This window comes from Cellulosimicrobium sp. NPDC030954, assembly GCF_055571305.1.
Window position 1 is genome coordinate 79,539 of sequence record NZ_JBVIFN010000004.1, and the last position, 17,083, is coordinate 96,621.

The following is a 17,083-nucleotide window of genomic DNA, read 5'->3' on the forward strand; positions in this document are numbered from 1 at the left end:
CACTCCGGTCGTCTCGGCTGGTCGTCGACACGGTGTCGGCGATCGCCGACCTGCGGAAGGAGGCGCGCATGAGCGAGAACACCCGGACGTCGCGCGCCCCGGAGAAGGCGGGCGCCCAGCCCGCTCCCGGCGCGGGCGGTTCCGGCGGGCGCGGGGTGCGGTCGCGCCTCGTCCGCTTCGGTGCCCGACCCAACGCGGGCAGCCCCGCGCTCGAGCCCGTGCTCCAGGCCGTCCGCACCAACCATCCGCGGACCGACCTCACGGTCATCGAGCGCGCCTACGAGACCGCGGAGCGCGCGCACCGGGGGCAGCTGCGCAAGAGCGGCGACCCGTACATCACGCACCCGGTCGCCGTCGCGACGATCCTGGCCGAGCTCGGCTTCGACGGGTCGACCCTCGCCGCCGCGCTGCTGCACGACACGGTGGAGGACACCGACTACTCCCTCGCGCAGCTCACCGAGGAGTACGGCGAGGAGATCGCCATGCTCGTCGACGGCGTGACCAAGCTCGACAAGGTCACGTACGGGGACGCCGCGCAGGCGGAGACGGTGCGCAAGATGGTCGTCGCCATGGCGCGCGACATCCGCGTGCTCGTCATCAAGCTCGCCGACCGTCTGCACAACGCGCGCACCTGGAAGTACGTCTCGTCGTCGTCGGCGGGCCGCAAGGCGCGCGAGACGCTCGAGATCTACGCGCCGCTGGCGCACCGCCTCGGCATGAACACGATCAAGTGGGAGCTCGAGGACCTGTCCTTCCAGGCCCTGTACCCGAAGGTCTACGACGAGATCGTGCACCTCGTGGCGGAGCGGGCCCCGGCGCGCGAGGAGTACCTCGCGGTCGTGCGCGAGCAGGTCACGGCGGACCTGCGCAGCGCGAAGATCAAGGCGACCGTCACCGGCCGGCCCAAGCACTACTACTCGATCTACCAGAAGATGATCGTGCGCGGGCACGACTTCGCGGAGATCTACGACCTCGTCGGTGCGCGCGTCCTCGTGGACAGCGTCCGGGACTGCTACGCGGCGCTCGGCGCGCTGCACGCGCGGTGGAACCCCGTGCCCGGGCGGTTCAAGGACTACATCGCGATGCCGAAGTTCAACATGTACCAGTCGCTGCACACGACGGTCATCGGCCCCGGCGGCAAGCCGGTCGAGATCCAGATCCGCACGCACGAGATGCACCGGCGCGCGGAGTACGGCGTCGCGGCGCACTGGAAGTACAAGGAGACCGCGAAGTCGGGCGGGAAGACCGCGAAGGACGACACCGCGGCGAACGACATGCGGTGGCTGCGCCAGCTCGTCGACTGGCAGCGCGAGACGGCGGACCCCGCGGAGTTCCTCGACTCGCTGCGGTTCGAGATCGGCGGCGCCGAGGTCTACGTCTTCACGCCCAAGGGCGACGTCATGGCGCTGCCCGCCGGCTCGACCCCGGTCGACTTCGCGTACGCGGTGCACACCGAGGTCGGGCACCGGACCATGGGTGCGCGCGTGAACGGCCGCCTCGTGCCGCTCGACTCGACGCTCGAGAACGGCGACTCGGTCGACGTCCTCACCTCGAAGTCCGAGAACGCGGGCCCGAGCCGGGACTGGCTCGCGTTCGTCAAGAGCCCCCGCGCGCGCAACAAGATCCGGCAGTGGTTCTCCAAGGAGCGTCGCGAGGAGGCCGTCGAGCACGGCAAGGACGCGATCGCCAAGGCGATGCGCAAGCAGAACCTGCCGATCCAGCGCCTGCTGTCGCACGAGTCGCTCGTCGCGCTCGCCAACGAGCTCCGCTTCGCCGACGTCACGGCGCTGTACGCCGCGATCGGTGAGGGGCAGGTGTCGGCGGCGAACGTCGTCTCCAAGCTGGTCCAGGCGATGGGCGGCGAGGAGGGCACGGTCGAGGACGTCGCGGAGACCGCGCGCCCCGGGCACACCGCGCGCCGCGTGCGCACGGGCGACCCCGGCGTCATGGTCAAGGGCGTCGACGACATCTGGGTCAAGCTCGCCAAGTGCTGCACCCCCGTCCCCGGCGACGAGATCATCGGCTTCATCACGCGCGGCCAGGGCGTGAGCGTCCACCGCGCGGACTGCGGCAACGTCGTCGGGCTGCGCAACCAGCCCGAGCGCATCGTCGACGTCTCGTGGACCACGGGCAGCAACGCGATGTTCCTCGTGCAGATCCAGGTCGAGGCCCTCGACCGGGCGCGCCTGCTGTCCGACGTCACGCGCGTGCTGTCCGACAACCACGTGAACATCCTCTCGGCCACCGTGTCGACCTCGAACGACCGTGTCGCGATGTCGCGCTTCGTCTTCGAGATGGCGGAGCCGGCGCACCTCGCGCAGGTGCTCAACGCGGTCCGCAAGGTCGACGGCGTGTTCGACGTCTACCGCATCACCGGGACGAAGGCCGCCGAGGCGACGCAGCTCCCGGCCTGACCGGCGCGGTCCGTCCCCGCGGGGGCGGGCTCCCGGAGCAGCGCCCGGACGCGTCGTCGTGCCGCGCGCCGCGCCCGGTGGCAGCATCGGCACATGGACCTGCCCGTGATGCCTCCCGTGCTGCCCATGCTCGCGAAGTCCGTGCCGGCGGTGCCCGAGCCCGACGCCGTCGAGGGCGGGTACGTGTACGAGCCGAAGTGGGACGGGTTCCGCGCGATCGTGTACCGCGACGGCGACGAGGTGCGGCTCGACAGCCGCAACGCGCGACCGATGGAGCGCTACTTCCCGGAGGTCGTCGAGGCGGTGCGCGCGGCGCTCCCGCCCCGCTGCGTGGTCGACGGCGAGATCGTCGTCGCCCGCGGCGGTCGCCTCGAGTTCGAGGTGCTGCAGCAGCGCATCCACCCCGCGGCCTCGCGGGTCCGCCTCCTCGCCGAGCAGACGCCCGCCGCGCTCGTCGTGTTCGACGTCCTCGCGCTCGGCGACGACGACCTCACGGGCGAGCCGCTCGCGCGCCGCCACGAGGTGCTGGACTCGCTCGGCCTCGACGGCCCGGACGTGCACGCCACCCCCCGGACCCGCGACGTCGCGGTCGCGCGCGACTGGTTCGACACGTTCGAGGGGGCGGGGCTGGACGGCGTCGTCGCGAAGCCGCTCGACGGGACGTACCAGCCGAACAAGCGCGCGATGCTCAAGATCAAGCACGGGCGCGAGGCGGACGTCGTGCTCGCCGGGTACCGGCTGCACAAGACCTCGACCCCCGCGAAGCCGCTGCTCGGGTCGCTGCTGCTCGGGCTGTACGACGACGGCGGCCAGCTCCAGTTCGTCGGCGTCGCCGCGTCGTTCCCGGCGGCGCGCCGGGCGGCGCTCGTCGCCGAGCTCGCGCCGCTCGTCGTCGAGCCGGGCACGCCGGAGGCGGACGCGCACCCCTGGTCCGGCTGGGAGAACCCCGCGGGCGAGCGGATGCCGGGCGCGGTGTCGCGGTGGAGCTCCGGCAAGGACCTGTCGTTCACGCCGCTGCGGGTCGAGCGCGTCCTCGAGGTCGCGTACGACCACATGGAGGGCACGCGGTTCCGGCACACGGCCCAGTTCCGGCGCTGGCGCGACGACCGCGACCCGGCGTCGTGCACGTACGACCAGCTCGAGGAGCCGGTGCGCTACGACCTGACGGGCATCCTCCCGGGCGCGCCCGGGGTGTCCTAGCGTCGACCGCGCCGACGGGTCACTCGCGCGGTCGGTCGCGGTCCTTGCTCGGCTGCACCCGCTTGGGCTCGCCCGGCATCTTCGGGTACTCCGGGGGGTAGGGGAGGTCGCCGAGCCCGTGCTCGGCCTCGTCGCGACGGGACAGCTCGAGCGCGGCCTCGAGCGAGGCTCCGGGGTCGTCCCGGTCGGCGCGCAGCGGCGCGAACAGGTCGCCGACCTCGGCGAACCGCGCGGGCACGGTCAGCACGTCGAAGTCGTCGGGGTGGACGTCGCCGAGCTCCTCCCAGCGCAGCGGCGCGGAGACGGTCGCGCGCTGGTTGGACCGGATCGAGTACGCCGAGGCGATGGTGCGGTCGCGCGCCATCTGGTTGTAGTCGACGAAGATCTTGGCGCCGCGCTCCTCCTTCCACCACTTCGTGGTGACCTGGTCCGGGAGACGGCGCTCGAGCTCGCGCCCGATCGCGATCGTCGCGCGGCGCGCGGCGACGAAGTCCCACTCGGGCGCGACGGGCACGAAGACGTGGATGCCGCGACCGCCGGACGTCTTCGGGTACCCGGGCAGGCCCAGCTCGTCGAGCAGCTCGCGCAGGTGCGGCGCGACGCGCACGGCGTCGTCGAAGTCGGTCCCGGGCTGGGGGTCGAGGTCGATGCGCAGCTGGTCCACGGCCTCGACGTCCTCGCCGCGGACGGGCCACGGGTGGAAGGTCAGCGTCCCGAGGTTGGCGGCCCAGGCGACGACGGCGAGCTCGGTCGGGCACACCTCGTCGGCGGTCCGCCCGCTCGGGAAGGCGATCCGGGCGGTGCGCACGTAGTCCGGCGCGCCCTTGGGGACGCGCTTCTGGTAGAACGCGTCGCCGGTGTTGTCGGTGCGGGTGCTCATCCGCGCCCCCTCGAACACGCCCTTGGGCCAGCGTTCGAGCGTCGTCGGGCGGTCGACCAGGGCGCCGAGGATCCCGTCCCCGACGCTGAGGAAGTACTGCACGACGTCGAGCTTGGTCACCCCGCGGGCGGGGAAGACGACGCGGTCCGGGCTCGTGACGCGCACGGTCCGGCCGCGGACGTCGAGCTCGACGGGAGGGGTCGTGGCTGCGGCCATGCCGACCAACCTAGACCGGGTCGTCCTCCCCGGCGAGCAGGAGAGCGAGGGTGCGTCGTGCCTGCGGCCGTCCGGACCACCGGTGCCGCAGCTCGAGCGACCGGGTCGCGACGCGGGGCTCCAGCCCGCACACGTCGCGCAGCCGGCGCAGGGTCGTGAGCGCCTCGGCGGGCTCGCAGCGCGTGGCGACGTCCAGGGCGGTCCGCACGACGGACGTCACCAGGACGCCCGCGACCAGGGTGCGGTCGTCGCGCAGCACGTGGGACTGGCGCGGTGCGCGTCCCGCGAGCGGCGCGGGACGGTGGCGACCGGGCGGGTACACGACGTCGAGCGTGCGCGGCGCGGGAGAGCCGCAGAGCACCCAGGCCGCGGCGCTCCCGGCGAGAACCGTCCCCTGCGGGACGAGGTCGCGGACGGCGAGCGCGCGGAGGGTCGGCGTGTCCGGTACCCGCGCAGGCGCGCCGACGTCGCCCCAGAGGCGGCGGAGCGCGCCGGACCGCACGAGGTCCTGGAAGGCCGCGCGCCCCCCGACGTCGGCCGGCACGACCAGGAGCCCCACGTCCGTGGTGCGGGGCGCGAGGAGGCGCGCCAGGGTCGCAGCGGGTGCGGCGGTGCGAGGGGCGGGAGGCATGCGTACACCGTGCACCATCGGCCCGGGCACGCGGAAGGGGCCGGCGCTCGCCTGTGGACGAGTGCCGGCCCCTCCGGACCGAGCAGCAGGAGGACGGTGCGTCAGCCGCGCGAGTCCTCCGCCGCCCGTACGACCTGCTCGAGCCAGGCGCGGCGCGCGGTCAGCGCGGTCTCGAGGTCCTTGACCGCGCGCGCGTCGCCGCGGCCCTGCGCCGCCGCGAGGTCCGCCTCGAGCCCCTCGATCGCGGCCTCCAGCTGCGCCGCGGCGCCCTCGGCGCGCGCCCGCGTCTCGGGGTTGGTCCGCGTCCACTGGGCCTGCTCGGCGTCGCGGACGGCGTTCTCGACGGCGCGCAGGCGACCCTCGACGCGCTGCAGGTCGCCGCGGGGCACGCGGCCGGCCTCCTCCCACCGCTCCTGGAGGTCGCGCAGCGCGGCCTTCGCCGCCCCGAGGTCCTTGACCGGGACGAGCTTCTCCGCCTCGGTCAGCAGCGCCTCCTTGACCTCGAGGTTGGCGGCGTACTCCGCGTCGGTCGCGGAGTTCACCGCGTCGCGGGCCTGGAAGAACGTGTCCTGCGCCGCACGGAACCGGGCCCACAGCGCGTCGTCGTCCTTGCGGCTCGCGCGACCCGCGGCCTTCCACCGCGCCATGAGGTCGCGGTACGCACCCGCCGTGGGGCCCCAGTCGGTGCTGGAGGACAGGGCCTCGGCCTCGGCGACGAGCTTCTCCTTGGCCGCCTTGGCAGAGGCGTTGCGCTGCTCGAGCTCGGCGAAGTAGTGCCGGCGCTCACGGTCGAACGCGGTCCGCGCGTGGCTGAACCGCTTCCAGAGCGCCTCCTCGCTCGCCCGGTCGATGCGCGGGCCGGAGCGCTGCGCCTCCTTCCAGCGGTCGAGCAGGCCGCGCAGCTCCTCGCCGGCGGGCCGCCACTGCATGCGGCTCGGGTCGGTCGCCGCGATCTTCTCGGCGGCCTCGATGATCTCGGTCCGGGCCTCGAGGGCGGCCGCCTTGGCCGCGGCGCGCTCCGCCTCGAGCTGGCCGCGACGCTCGGCCGCCGCACCGCGCAGCGCCTCGACCTGGGCACGCAGGCCGTCGAGGTCGCCGACCGCGGACGGCTCGGCGGTCTCCTCCGTCAGGCGGGCGATCGTCTGGTCGATCTCCTTGACCGACAGGTCGGTGCTCGTCAGGCGCGCCTCGAAGAGCGCGACCTTCGCCTGGAGGTCGAGGTAGCGCCGCACGTACAGCGCGAGCGCCTCGTCGGTGTCGACGCCGGGGAACTGACCCACCGAACGCTCGCCGGCGCTCTCACGGACGTAGACGGTGCCGTCCTCGTCGACCCGGCCGAACTCCGCCGCGGCCTTCGCCGCTGCGGAGTCGTCGGCGAGCGCCGGGACCGCGGGCACCTCGGGCGCTGCCACCGGCGCGGCCGGGGCACCGGCGGCAGCGGGGGACGGCGTGCGCGGAGGGCGGGGCACGGCGGAGGGCTTGGGACGCGGGCCCGGTCGCGGAGCGGCGGGCTTCGCCGCAGCCGGGGCAGCCGCCGCTGGCGCCGTCTCGGCCTCGCCAGCAGCGTCGCTGCCGGCGGGCGCCGGGTCCTCGGCTGCGGGGGTTTCGGCATCCTGCGCGTCGGTGGTCGACGCGTCGGTGGGCTCGTCCCCGGCGGTGGGCTCGTCGGCCGGCTCGTCCGCGGGCTCGGCGTCGGCAACGGGCTCGTCCGTCGTCTCCACGTCTGTCGCGTCGACCCGTCCGGTCTCGCTCGCCTCCGCGGGCTCCGGTGCCGGTGCGCTCGCCTGGTCCTGGGCGGGATCGCTCACTGGGTCTCAACTCCTTCGATGGTGACCGGGGTGGCGGGGGACCCGTCGCCGGATCCGTCCTGCGTCCCCGCGTCAGCGACTGCCTGGACGACGTCCAGGCCGGACGTGATGGTGCCGAACACCGTGTAACCACCCGCCGCGTCGGACGGGATGGTCGAGTCCTCGTAGACGAGGAAGAACTGGGAGCCCATCGACTCGGCGTTCCCGCCCTGGCGTGCCATGGCGACGGTCCCTGCGGGGTACACGTCGTCGGACGGGGCGTTCTCGATGGGGCCGAACGAGTAGCCGGGGTCGCCGGTCCCCGTGCCGGTCGGGTCGCCGCACTGGAGGACGTAGATGCCCGACGTTGTGAGGCGGTGGCACGACGTGCCGTCGAAGTACCCGGACTCGGCGAGGGACACGAAGCTCGCGACCGCCTGCGGCGCGGCCGCGCCGTCCAGCGTGAGCGTGAGGTCGCCCGCGCTCGTGGTGAGCGTCGAGGTCCAGTCGCGCCCCTCGGCGGCAGAGGCGGGGGGCAGCGTGTGCTCGCCGGAGGCGGACGGAGCGGTCCCGTCGCCGCCGGCGTCGGTGCCGGGCGTCTGGGCGGCGGACAGCGCCCACCACACCGCGACGCCGATCACGACGAGCGCCGCGACGACGCCGACGATCGACCAGGTCCGCTGGCGCTTCGCGCGGAGCTGGGCGACGTGCTGGTCCCACTTCTCCTCACGACGGCGCGCCTGCTCGCGCTCGCGACTCTTCGTCGACACCCCAGCTCCTTCGTCCGGCGCCGTCGTGGCGCGCACGGTCGACCCCGGTGCGGCCGCGGTCGGTAGGGGACAGTCTAGGCACCGAGCGCCCTGGTGGCGGGTGGATTTGCCGCGTGCAGGTCACGGTCCGGTATCGACCGCTCCGGCCCTCGCCTCGGTGCGACCCTGTCACCGGAGACCTCACGAGGCGTCGCGGGCTACCCTCGGCCCCGTGGACCGACCCCGCGACATCCCGCCGACGCCCCCGTCCGACACTCCGTCCGACACTCCGTCCGACACTCCGTCCGACACTCCGTCCAAGACAGTGTCCGGCGACGGCTCCGGCGAGCCCGCCGTGACGGTGCGCGTCGTCGTCGCGCCCGTCTTCGGGACGAACTGCACGGTGCTGAGCGCCCCGGGCGGCGACTGCGTCGTGGTCGACGCCGGCGCGGGAGTGGCGGACGCCGTCGTCGCCTTCGTCGGGTCCGCAGGGCTCGTCCCGCGCGCCGTGCTCGCGACGCACGGGCACGTGGACCACACGTGGGACGCCGCGGCGCTCGCGGACCGGTTCGACGTGCCCGTCGTCCTGCACGCGGCCGACGCCTACCGGCTCGCCGACCCGTTCGGCAGCCTCGAGCACGGCTCGCCCACCGGCGACCGGGGCGCGCGCTCGCTCGTCTCCGGTCCGCTCGGCGCGGCCCTCGCCGCGGCCGGAGCCCGGCCGGAGGACTACCGCGAGCCGACCCGCGTGGAGACGTTCGACGTCGCGGCGGGCGAGGAGCGGGTGCTGCGCTGGGGGGACCTCGTGCTGCGCGCCGTCGGGGCCCCGGGGCACACCGAAGGGTCGACCCTCTACCTCGGGGGCGAGCCCGCGGCGGGGATCGTGCTCAGCGGCGACGTGCTCTTCGCGGGCTCGGTCGGCCGCACGGACCTGCCCGGCGGGGACGGCGCGACGATGGCCCGCACGCTGCGCGACGTCGTCGGGCGCCTCGACCCCGCGTGGGACGTGCTGCCGGGCCACGGGCCCGCGACCACGGTCGCGCGCGAGCTCGCGACCAACCCGTTCCTCGCGGCCTGACGTGCGCGGGCCGGCCCGTCCGTCGGCCGGGACGATGCGGACGACCGTGCCGGCGTCTGGGAAGATCTGACCCATGGCCAGGCCCACACCCCTCTCCGGTTTCCCCGAATGGCTCCCCGACGGTCGGATCGTCGAGCAGCACGTCCTCGACACCCTGCGCCGCGTGTTCGAGCTGCACGGGTTCGGCGGGATCGAGACGCGCGCGGTCGAGCCGCTCGACCAGCTCCTGCGCAAGGGCGAGACGTCCAAGGAGGTCTACGTCCTGCGGCGCCTGCAGGAGGAGGCCGGCGACGCCGACGACACCCGCCGGGACAAGGGCGACAAGCAGCTCGGCCTGCACTTCGACCTCACGGTCCCCTTCGCGCGCTACGTGCTGGAGAACGCCGGGCACCTCGCCTTCCCGTTCAAGCGCTACCAGATCCAGAAGGTGTGGCGCGGCGAGCGCCCCCAGGACGGGCGGTTCCGCGAGTTCACGCAGGCGGACATCGACGTCGTCGGCGCGGGCGAGCTGCCGTACCACTACGAGGTCGAGCTGCCGCTCGTCATGGCGGAGGCGCTCGGCGCGCTGCGCGACATCGGGGTGCCCGAGGTCCGCGTCCTGGTCAACAACCGCCGGGTCGCCGAGGGCTTCTACCGCGGTCTCGGGATCGACGCCGTGGACGAGGTCCTGCGCCAGATCGACAAGCTCGACAAGATCGGGCCGGAGAAGGTCGCCGGGCTCCTCGTCGCCGAGGCGGGCACCACCCCGGAGCAGGCCGAGGCGTGCCTCGCGCTCGCGGCGATCAGCGGGAGCGACACGGGCGTCGTCGACCGCGTGCGGGCGCTCGCGGCCGAGCACGGCGTGGAGAGCGACCTGCTCGAGACGGGTCTCGGTGAGCTCGGCGCGCTGGTCGAGGCGGCGAGCGTGCGCGCACCCGGCGTCGTCGTCGCGGACCTGAAGATCGCGCGCGGGCTCGACTACTACACGGGCTCGGTCTACGAGACCGTGCTCGTCGGGCACGAGCAGCTCGGGTCGATCTGCTCGGGCGGCCGGTACGACACGCTCGCGTCCGACGGCGCGAACACCTACCCCGGGGTCGGCCTGTCGATCGGCGTGTCCCGCCTCGTCTCGCGCCTGCTCTCGGCGGGCCTGGTCCGGGCGACGCGCTCCGTGCCGAGCGCCGTCGTCGTCGCGGTGACGAGCGAGGAGACGCGCGGTGCGTCCGACGCGGTCGCGACCGCCCTGCGGTCGCGGGGCGTCCCAGTCGAGGTCGCGCCCGCCGCCGCCAAGTTCGGCAAGCAGATCCGCTACGCCGACCGGCGCGGGATCCCGTTCGTCTGGTTCCCGGGGCGCGTCGAGGATGACGGGACGCGCTCGCCCGACCAGGTGAAGGACATCCGCTCGGGCGAGCAGGTGGACGCCGATGCCGCGACGTGGGCGCCGCCCGCCGAGGACCTGCACCCGCGGGTGGTGCCGGCGGGCGCCTGACGGACCGACCGGACGGCGTGCAGGGCGAGGGGAGACGACGTGGCGGACGCGGTCGAGCTCGCCCTGCCGTTCGCGGGCACGTGGCTCGTGCAGAACAGCCCGGCGCGGCGCGTCCCGAGCCACGGGACGCACCTGTTCGCCACCACCTACGCGATCGACTTCGTCGCGGTCCGCGGGCGCCGCACCGCGGACGTGCGCGACTGGCGCACCGTGCTCGGCACCGAGCCGCCCGAACGGTTCCTCGGCTTCGGCCTGCCCGTCCTCGCGCCCGGCGCGGGCACGGTCGTCGCGGCGCACGACGGCGAGCCCGACCACGAGGCCCGGCGCTCGCCGTTCGCGCTGCTCGGGTACGCGCTCACGCAGGCGTCCCGGGCGCGTGCCGGCCGCGCGGCGCTCGCGGGGAACCACGTGGTGGTCGCGCTCGACGTCCCGGGCGTGTTCGTGGTCCTGGCCCACCTGCGTCGGGGGTCGGTCGAGGTGCGCCCCGGGCAGCGGGTGACGACGGGCGACGTGGTGGGTCGGTGCGGGAACTCGGGGAACTCGACGCAGCCGCACGTGCACGTGCAGGCCATGGACGGTCCCGACGCGCACGCCGCGCGGGGCGTGCCGCTCGCGTTCCGCGCCTACCGCGAGCACGGGCGCGACGCGGGCGTCCGCGGCGTCGCGCTCGGGGTCCCGGGCGAGGGAACGGTCGTCGAGCCCGTGTGAGGCGGCTCGGCCGGTAGGTCGGCCCGGCGGGCTTGCCCGGGCGCGTCGACGGCGGTGTCGCCTCACGCGGTGAGCGCGCCGATCCCGGTCACCCACCCCCCGAGGACGCCCGCCGCGACCACCGCGCCGGCGACGGCCAGGACGGCGCCCGCCGCGACGACGTCGGGCACGCCGAGCGGGACGGGCCGCGAGGACGTCCGGGGGCCGCAGCCCAGCCCGCGCGACTCGAGCGCGACCGTCAGCCGCTCGGACCGGCGCACCGCCCCGACGAGCAGCGCGAAGGCGGCCGCGCCGAGCGACCGTGGCGACCGGGGGAGCCGGCCCGGCCGGCGCCGGGGGTCGCGGACCGCCTGGGCGCAGCGGATCGTGTGCCACGCGTCGGGGAGCTCGACGAGGAGCCGGTGCGCGGCGAGCACCGCGAACGTCCAGGTCGCGGGCAGGCGCGCGTGCTGGTGCAGGCTCGTCATGAGGCGCACGGGGTCGGTCGTCAGGACGAGCGCGAGGGACAGCGCGCCGACGAGCAGCGTGCGCAGCGCGAGCGCCGCGCCGATGGTCAGGCCGTCCGCGCCGACGGTGAACGGACCCAGCGGGACCGCGGCGCCCCCGGGCCGGGTGACGACGTTGACCACCAGGAGGCTCGTCGCGAACACCACGAACGGGACGTGGGCGAGCGCGAGGGTCCGGACGGGAACGCGTCCGAGCGTCAGCAGCGCGGCGACCGTGAGCACCCAGCCGGTCGCGGGCGTGACCGGGTCGGTGACGAGCAGCGCGGCCGTCGAGACGACGAGCACCGTCGCGAGCTTGACCGTCGGGTTCCACCGTTCGAGGGCCGTCGGGCGGTGACCGGTCACGGGGCGACCTCCGCGGCGACCGCGGCCGTGGGCGCGGGGAGTCTCGCGGTCCCGGGATCGGCGCCCGGCACGACGTCGCGCACGACGTCGTGCCGGGTGTCGCACGCGGCGTCGAGCGCACGGACGAGCGCGCCCGGGTCGAGGCCGCGACCGCGGCCCACGCGTGCCCACCAGTCGAGCAGCGGGGACCGGCGCAGGCCCGCGAGCGCGCACAGCGCGTCGTCGGCGAGGACCGTCGACGGCTCGGCGACCGTCGCGAGGGTGCCGCCGACGACCACGGCGACCCGGTCGGCGACCGCCGCGACGAGCGAGAGGTCGTGCGAGACGACGACCACCGCACCGCCCGCGTCGGCGCGCTCCCGCAGGACGCGGGCGACCGCGGCGGCCTGGGCCCGGTCCAGCCCGAACGTGGGCTCGTCGGCGAGGAGGACCGGCGGGTCCAGGACGGTCGCTGTCGCCAGGGACAGGCGCCGCTGCTCGCCGCCCGAGAGCCGGTACGGGTTCGCGTCGGCGAGGCGCGCGAGCCCGAACGCGGCGAGCTCCCGGTCGACGCGCGCGTCGACGTCGTCGAGGCGGGCGAGCCGCGCCGACCAGGCGACCTCCTCGCGCACCGTGCGGGCGACGAGCTGGTGCTCGGGGTCCTGGAACACCATCGCGACGGGCTCGCCGGTCGCGGTCGCGACCTCGCCCGTGGTGCGCTCGAGCCCGGCCATGCCGCGCAGGAGCGTCGACTTGCCGCCCCCGTTGGGCCCGACGACGGCGAGCACCTCGCCCGCGCGGACGTCGAGGTCCACGTCGCGCACGACGTCCGGGCCGCCGTGCCGGGACCGCCCCGCGCGGAGTCCGCCCCGATGGACGGCGAGGCCGCGGGCCCGGAGCGCCACGGGGCGCGCCGCGCCGGCCGGGGTCACGGCCGGGTCGGTGGTGGGGCGCGCGGGCGAGGACCGCGCGAGGTCGGCCAGCCAGTCGTCGGCCTCGGGGGAGCCGAGCGGCCCCGGGGCGCCCGCCTGCTCGAGGCGGACGGCGAGGGGCAGCCAGCACCCCAGCCCGGCGAGGTCGTGCGCGTGCTCGCGCAGGACGCGGTCGGTGGGGCCGTGCGCGACGACCCTGCCGTCGCGCCCGAGCACCAGGGTCGCGTCCGGCAGCGTGCCCAGGTCGTCCAGGCGGTGCTCGACGAGCACGACCGAGCGGTGCCGCGGCGCGGCGTCGTGACCGTCCCCGGGTCCGGGTCGGCGCGCGAGGCGGGCGACGAGGGCCCCGACGTCGTGGGCGGCGGCGGGGTCCAGCAGCGCGGTGGGCTCGTCGAGGACGAGGAGCTCCGGCTCGGCGACGAGCGCCGCGGCGACCGCGACGCGCTGGGCCTCGCCGCCCGACAGCGCGTGGGTCGGGCGGTCGTGCAGGTGCGCGGCGCCGACGGCGGTGAGCGCCGCGGTCGCGCGGGCGTCCATGCTGCGGGGGTCGGCACCGCGGTTCTCGAGCGCGAACCGCAGCTCCTCGTCCACTCGCGCCAGGCAGAGCTGGTCGCCGGGCCGCTGCTGGACGAGGCCGACGCGGGCGGCGAGCGCGGGCGGAGGCACCTCGCGCGGGTCGGCGCCGGTCACGCGGAGGCCGCCCAGGACGGCGCCCGGGAGGGTGTGCGGGACGACGCCGACGAGCGCGCGCAGGAAGGTCGACTTCCCGCACCCGGAGGGGCCGAGGACCAGCAGGCTCGTCCCGGCCGGGACGGTGACGTCGACGCCGTCGAGCACCCGGGTGCCGTGGTGCCCGAGGTGCACGGTCACGTCGGCGGCTGTGACAGCGTCGGGAACGTCGCGCGCGTGCGCGGTCACGTCAGCCACGTGCGCGGTCGCCTCACCCACGGCGGGCCGCGCCGATCGCGAACGCGTCGAGGGCGCCCGTGCGGGCGAGCGAGTCGCCGAGGAGGCGGGCCGCGAGGCCGCACAGCACGATGCACGACACGACCTGGATCCCGAGCCGGAGCATCGCGTAGTCCTGACCGAGCCAGCCGAAGCGCACGGCGTTGAACGCGAACGTGACGAGCGCGGCGCTCACGCCCGACGCGACGAACACCCACCAGCCGAACCGGCGGTAGCGCGTGAGCGCGAACGGCAGCTCGGCGCCGACGCCCTGGACCAGGCCCACGACGAGCAGCAGCGGCCCCGCGGGGGAGGCGAGGAAGACGACCTCGACGAGCGCGGCGAGGGTCTCGGCGAGGATGCCGACCCCCGGCTTGCGCACGATGTACGTGGCCAGGGGGCCGACGACGATCCACGCGCCCGCGAGGACGTTCGCGGCGAGGTCCGCGAGGGGGCCCATCGCGAGCTGGAGCGGGGCCCAGAGCTGGACGAACGCCCAGTACACGAACCCGAAGACGACGCCGAGGACGGCGATCAGCACCGTCTCGTGCAGCGTCAGCCCGCGACGTGGCGCGGGGCGCCCGGTCGGGCGGACCGCGGGACCGGGCGCCCCGCCGCCCGACACGCCGGGCGACACGCCGGCCGACCCGGCGGGCGGCTGGTCGGTGGGTACGGCGGCGCTCCGGGTCGCCTGCTGCGGGGTGGTGCGGGGCTCGGCCATGCGGGTTCCCTCCGTCGGGCCCCCGGGGCGAGGGGTGCACGACGGCGCGCCACCGCCGGGCCCGCGCGCACGGCACGGCGCGGGCGCGCGGGCACGAGCGCGCAGGGGACGGTGACGTCGGCCCTGCTCCCTTCGCTGGTACGAACCAGATCAGGTTCCACGGGTCTGCAGGAGGGACGGGTGTCCGGCCTGCACTCTCAGCGCTCGTGCGCTCCCCGGGGGCGTTCGGCCCGACCCTAGGCCCTCGGCGCGGCCCGGACAATCCCGGCGTCTCAGCCAGCGGGACGGGCCGTCGGGGCATGAGAGCGTGGCGGCATGACCACGGACAACGACCCTGCGGCGGTCGCCGAGCTCGACCGCCTCGACGAGGCCGTCCGGTCGGCGCCCGCCGGAGACACGACGGCGCAGATCGACCTCTGGCGGCAGGCGGCCCGGCTCGACACCTGGTTCTTCATCGCGCGCGGCCCCGAGGACCGGCCCCGCCCGTACGCGGTGGCCGCCGCCCAGGGGCCGATGATCTGCCTCTACAGCAGCGCCGGCCGCGCGAAGGAGGCCGCGCTGGCCCTCGGGCTCGCCGCAGAGGGCGACGCCGTGCCGCTCCTCGCGGTCCCGGTGCCGGCCGCGATCGACTACCTCGCCTCCTTCGGTGCGGCCGGCGTCGTCGGGGTGACGCTGGACCACCCGCGGATCGGGCACCACGTGCCGCTCGCGAACCTTTCCCTGCTCAAGGCGTGGGTCGCCGGGGACGCGGGGGTAGGCGTCGGGCGGGCGGCCGTCCCCGGGGCTTGACGTCGAATCGAACACCTGTTCGAATGTGCGGGTGAGGTGGGACGGACAGGCGCTCGGCGCGGACGACGGCGCTCTCCCGGGGCTGGAGCGGGCGGGCCTCGTGCGCAGCGTGCGCACGCCCGAGTTCGCGGGCATCACGTTCCACGAGGTGACGGCCAAGAGCGCGCTGTCGAAGGTCCCGGCGATGTCGCGCATGCCGTTCCGCTGGACGGTCAACCCGTACCGCGGCTGCAGCCACGCCTGCTCCTACTGCCTCGCGCCGTCGACGCCGGTGCTGCTCGCCGACGGCACGCAGCGGCCGATCGGCGAGCTGCGCGTCGGCGACGAGATCGTGGGGACCGCGCCGCACGGCGCCTACCGGCGCTACGTGCGCACGCGCGTGCTCGACCGCTGGACCACCCGCAAGCGCGCGTACCGCGTGACCCTCGCGGACGGCACGCGCCTCACGGCGAGCGGCGACCACCGGTTCCTCACCGAACGCGGCTGGCGTCACGTCGTCGGCGGGGCCGGGCGCCGCTCCCACCTGGCGCTGGGCGACGTCCTCCTCGGCCCGGGGGCGGCAGTGCTCGCGGACGGACGGGTCGCGCTCGAGGGCCGGGACGTCACGGGCGACGAGGCGCTGCGCGTCGACTCGCTCGAGGCGCTCGACGGGCCCGGGGAGGAGACCGAGCTCGTCGACATCACCACCGGGACGCGGGACTTCGTCGCCGCCGGGGTCGTGAGCCACAACTGCTTCGCCCGGCCCACCCACCAGTACCTCGACCTCGACGCGGGTGACGACTTCGACCGCGAGGTCGTGGTCAAGGTGAACGTCGACGAGGTGCTGCGCGCCGAGCTCGCCCGCGCGTCCTGGAGCCGCGAGCCCGTCGCGCTCGGCACGAACACGGACCCCTACCAGCGGGCCGAGGGGCGCTACCGCCTCATGCCGGGCATCATCGACGCGCTCGCGGGCTCCGGCACGCCGCTGTCGGTCCTGACCAAGGGCACGCTCCTGCGCCGCGACCTGCCGCTGCTCGCCGACGCCGCCTCGCGCGTCGAGGTGGGGATCGGCGTCTCGCTCGCGCTGCTGGACCCGGCTCTCCAGGCGAGCGTCGAACCGGGCACGCCCTCGCCGCGCGCACGCCTCGACCTGATCCGCGCGGTCCGCGAGGCGGGCCTGCCGTGCGGTGTCATGGTCGCGCCCGTGCTGCCGTGGCTCACCGACTCCACGCGCGCGCTGACCGACCTGCTCGACGCGGTCAAGGACGCGGGCGCGACGGGAGTGACGGTGCTGCCCCTGCACCTCAAGCCTGGCACGCGCGAGTGGTACCTGGATTGGCTCGCGCGCGAGCACCCGCAGCTCGTCCCCGGCTACGAGCGGGTCTACGCCCGTGGGGCGTACGCCTCGAAGGCGTACCGCTCCTGGCTGTGGGACCGCGTGCGCCCGATGCTCGAGGCGCGCGGCTTCGCGGTGTCCGGCCACCGCGGTCCCGCCGGCGTCGAGGGACGGTACCGCCGGGGCGAGCTCGGCGGTCTCGGCGACCGGCGCCGCGCGCCCGACCCGCCGACCGACGGTGCCTACCCGACCGGAAGCCTCGCCGGGGGCGCCCCGGAACGTTCCGACGGGCACGGGCACGACGGGGCGCTCGCGGGCATGCCGGTGGACGGCGGCGGGCTGGACGTCGTGGGCGGGGGAGTCGAGCAGGTGCTGTTCTGACTCCTGTGCGGTGGACGGCGGTGGCAGCCGGGCGACGGC

The 17,083-nt window shown here is 75.6% G+C and carries 14 protein-coding genes and 1 riboswitch; of the genes, 7 read left to right on the forward strand and 7 right to left on the reverse strand.

The genetic code is table 11. The features are described from left to right. The first annotated feature begins 68 nt into the window (after nt 1–68). The gene (locus ACZ402_RS10145) at nt 69–2,414 is read left to right on the forward strand and encodes a RelA/SpoT family protein (protein ID WP_375823559.1); all 2,346 of its coding nucleotides are present in this window, start codon (nt 69–71) and stop codon (nt 2,412–2,414) included. A 93-nt stretch (nt 2,415–2,507) separates the two neighbouring features. Next, nucleotides 2,508–3,614: an ATP-dependent DNA ligase gene (locus ACZ402_RS10150; protein WP_375823560.1), complete on the forward strand. Its 1,107-nt coding sequence runs from the start codon at nt 2,508–2,510 to the stop codon at nt 3,612–3,614. A 19-nt stretch (nt 3,615–3,633) separates the two neighbouring features. Here the strand turns inward: ACZ402_RS10150 and ligD are convergent, their stop codons facing one another. The 4 genes from ligD to ACZ402_RS10170 form a co-directional block, all read right to left on the reverse strand. Continuing rightward, complete coding sequence (gene ligD / locus ACZ402_RS10155; RefSeq protein ID WP_375823561.1) at nt 3,634–4,710, reverse strand: non-homologous end-joining DNA ligase; 1,077 nt, start codon at nt 4,708–4,710, stop codon at nt 3,634–3,636. 10 nt (nt 4,711–4,720) lie between these two features. Next, nucleotides 4,721–5,341: a hypothetical protein gene (locus ACZ402_RS10160; RefSeq protein ID WP_375823562.1), complete on the reverse strand. Its 621-nt coding sequence runs from the start codon at nt 5,339–5,341 to the stop codon at nt 4,721–4,723. Nucleotides 5,342–5,442: 101 nt separating this feature from the next. After that, nucleotides 5,443–7,149, reverse strand: coding sequence for a DUF349 domain-containing protein (locus ACZ402_RS10165; RefSeq protein ID WP_375823563.1), 1,707 nt, complete (start codon nt 7,147–7,149; stop codon nt 5,443–5,445). Then, nucleotides 7,146–7,898 carry a peptidylprolyl isomerase gene (locus ACZ402_RS10170; protein ID WP_375823564.1) on the reverse strand — a complete coding sequence of 251 codons (753 nt, stop codon included), beginning with the start codon at nt 7,896–7,898 and terminating at the stop codon, nt 7,146–7,148. Before ACZ402_RS10170 ends, ACZ402_RS10165 begins: the two co-directional genes overlap by 4 nt. Nucleotides 7,899–8,202: 304 nt before the next feature. Between ACZ402_RS10170 and ACZ402_RS10175 the strand changes: the two genes are divergently transcribed. The 3 genes from ACZ402_RS10175 (at nt 8,203) to ACZ402_RS10185 (ending at nt 11,131) form a co-directional block, all read left to right on the forward strand. Beyond that, nucleotides 8,203–8,955: an MBL fold metallo-hydrolase gene (locus tag ACZ402_RS10175; protein ID WP_375823565.1), complete on the forward strand. Its 753-nt coding sequence runs from the start codon at nt 8,203–8,205 to the stop codon at nt 8,953–8,955. A gap of 73 nt (nt 8,956–9,028) precedes the next feature. Further along, nucleotides 9,029–10,423 carry a histidine--tRNA ligase gene (gene hisS, locus ACZ402_RS10180; RefSeq protein ID WP_375823566.1) on the forward strand — a complete coding sequence of 465 codons (1,395 nt, stop codon included), beginning with the start codon at nt 9,029–9,031 and terminating at the stop codon, nt 10,421–10,423. A gap of 39 nt (nt 10,424–10,462) precedes the next feature. After that, nucleotides 10,463–11,131, forward strand: coding sequence for a peptidoglycan DD-metalloendopeptidase family protein (locus ACZ402_RS10185; RefSeq protein ID WP_375823567.1), 669 nt, complete (start codon nt 10,463–10,465; stop codon nt 11,129–11,131). A 62-nt stretch (nt 11,132–11,193) separates the two neighbouring features. Here ACZ402_RS10185 and ACZ402_RS10190 read toward each other — a convergent pair whose 3' ends face one another. The 3 genes from ACZ402_RS10190 to ACZ402_RS10200 are packed head-to-tail and all read right to left on the reverse strand — an operon-like array spanning nt 11,194 to nt 14,559. Further along, nucleotides 11,194–11,982 carry an energy-coupling factor transporter transmembrane component T family protein gene (locus ACZ402_RS10190; RefSeq protein ID WP_375823568.1) on the reverse strand — a complete coding sequence of 263 codons (789 nt, stop codon included), beginning with the start codon at nt 11,980–11,982 and terminating at the stop codon, nt 11,194–11,196. Next, a complete protein-coding gene (locus ACZ402_RS10195) occupies nt 11,979–13,820 on the reverse strand; it encodes an ABC transporter ATP-binding protein (RefSeq protein WP_375823569.1) in 1,842 nt (613 codons plus the stop codon). The genes ACZ402_RS10190 and ACZ402_RS10195 overlap by 4 nt, the downstream gene beginning before the upstream one ends. Nucleotides 13,821–13,833: 13 nt before the next feature. After that, complete coding sequence (locus ACZ402_RS10200; protein ID WP_375823570.1) at nt 13,834–14,559, reverse strand: ECF transporter S component; 726 nt, start codon at nt 14,557–14,559, stop codon at nt 13,834–13,836. 108 nt (nt 14,560–14,667) lie between these two features. Next, a riboswitch (TPP riboswitch) is annotated at nt 14,668–14,787 on the reverse strand. 87 nt (nt 14,788–14,874) lie between these two features. Between ACZ402_RS10200 and ACZ402_RS10205 the strand changes: the two genes are divergently transcribed. After that, nucleotides 14,875–15,348: a hypothetical protein gene (locus tag ACZ402_RS10205; RefSeq protein WP_375823571.1), complete on the forward strand. Its 474-nt coding sequence runs from the start codon at nt 14,875–14,877 to the stop codon at nt 15,346–15,348. A 31-nt stretch (nt 15,349–15,379) separates the two neighbouring features. Further along, nucleotides 15,380–17,044, forward strand: coding sequence for an Rv2578c family radical SAM protein (locus ACZ402_RS10210; RefSeq protein ID WP_375823572.1), 1,665 nt, complete (start codon nt 15,380–15,382; stop codon nt 17,042–17,044). Nucleotides 17,045–17,083: the final 39 nt, after the last annotated feature.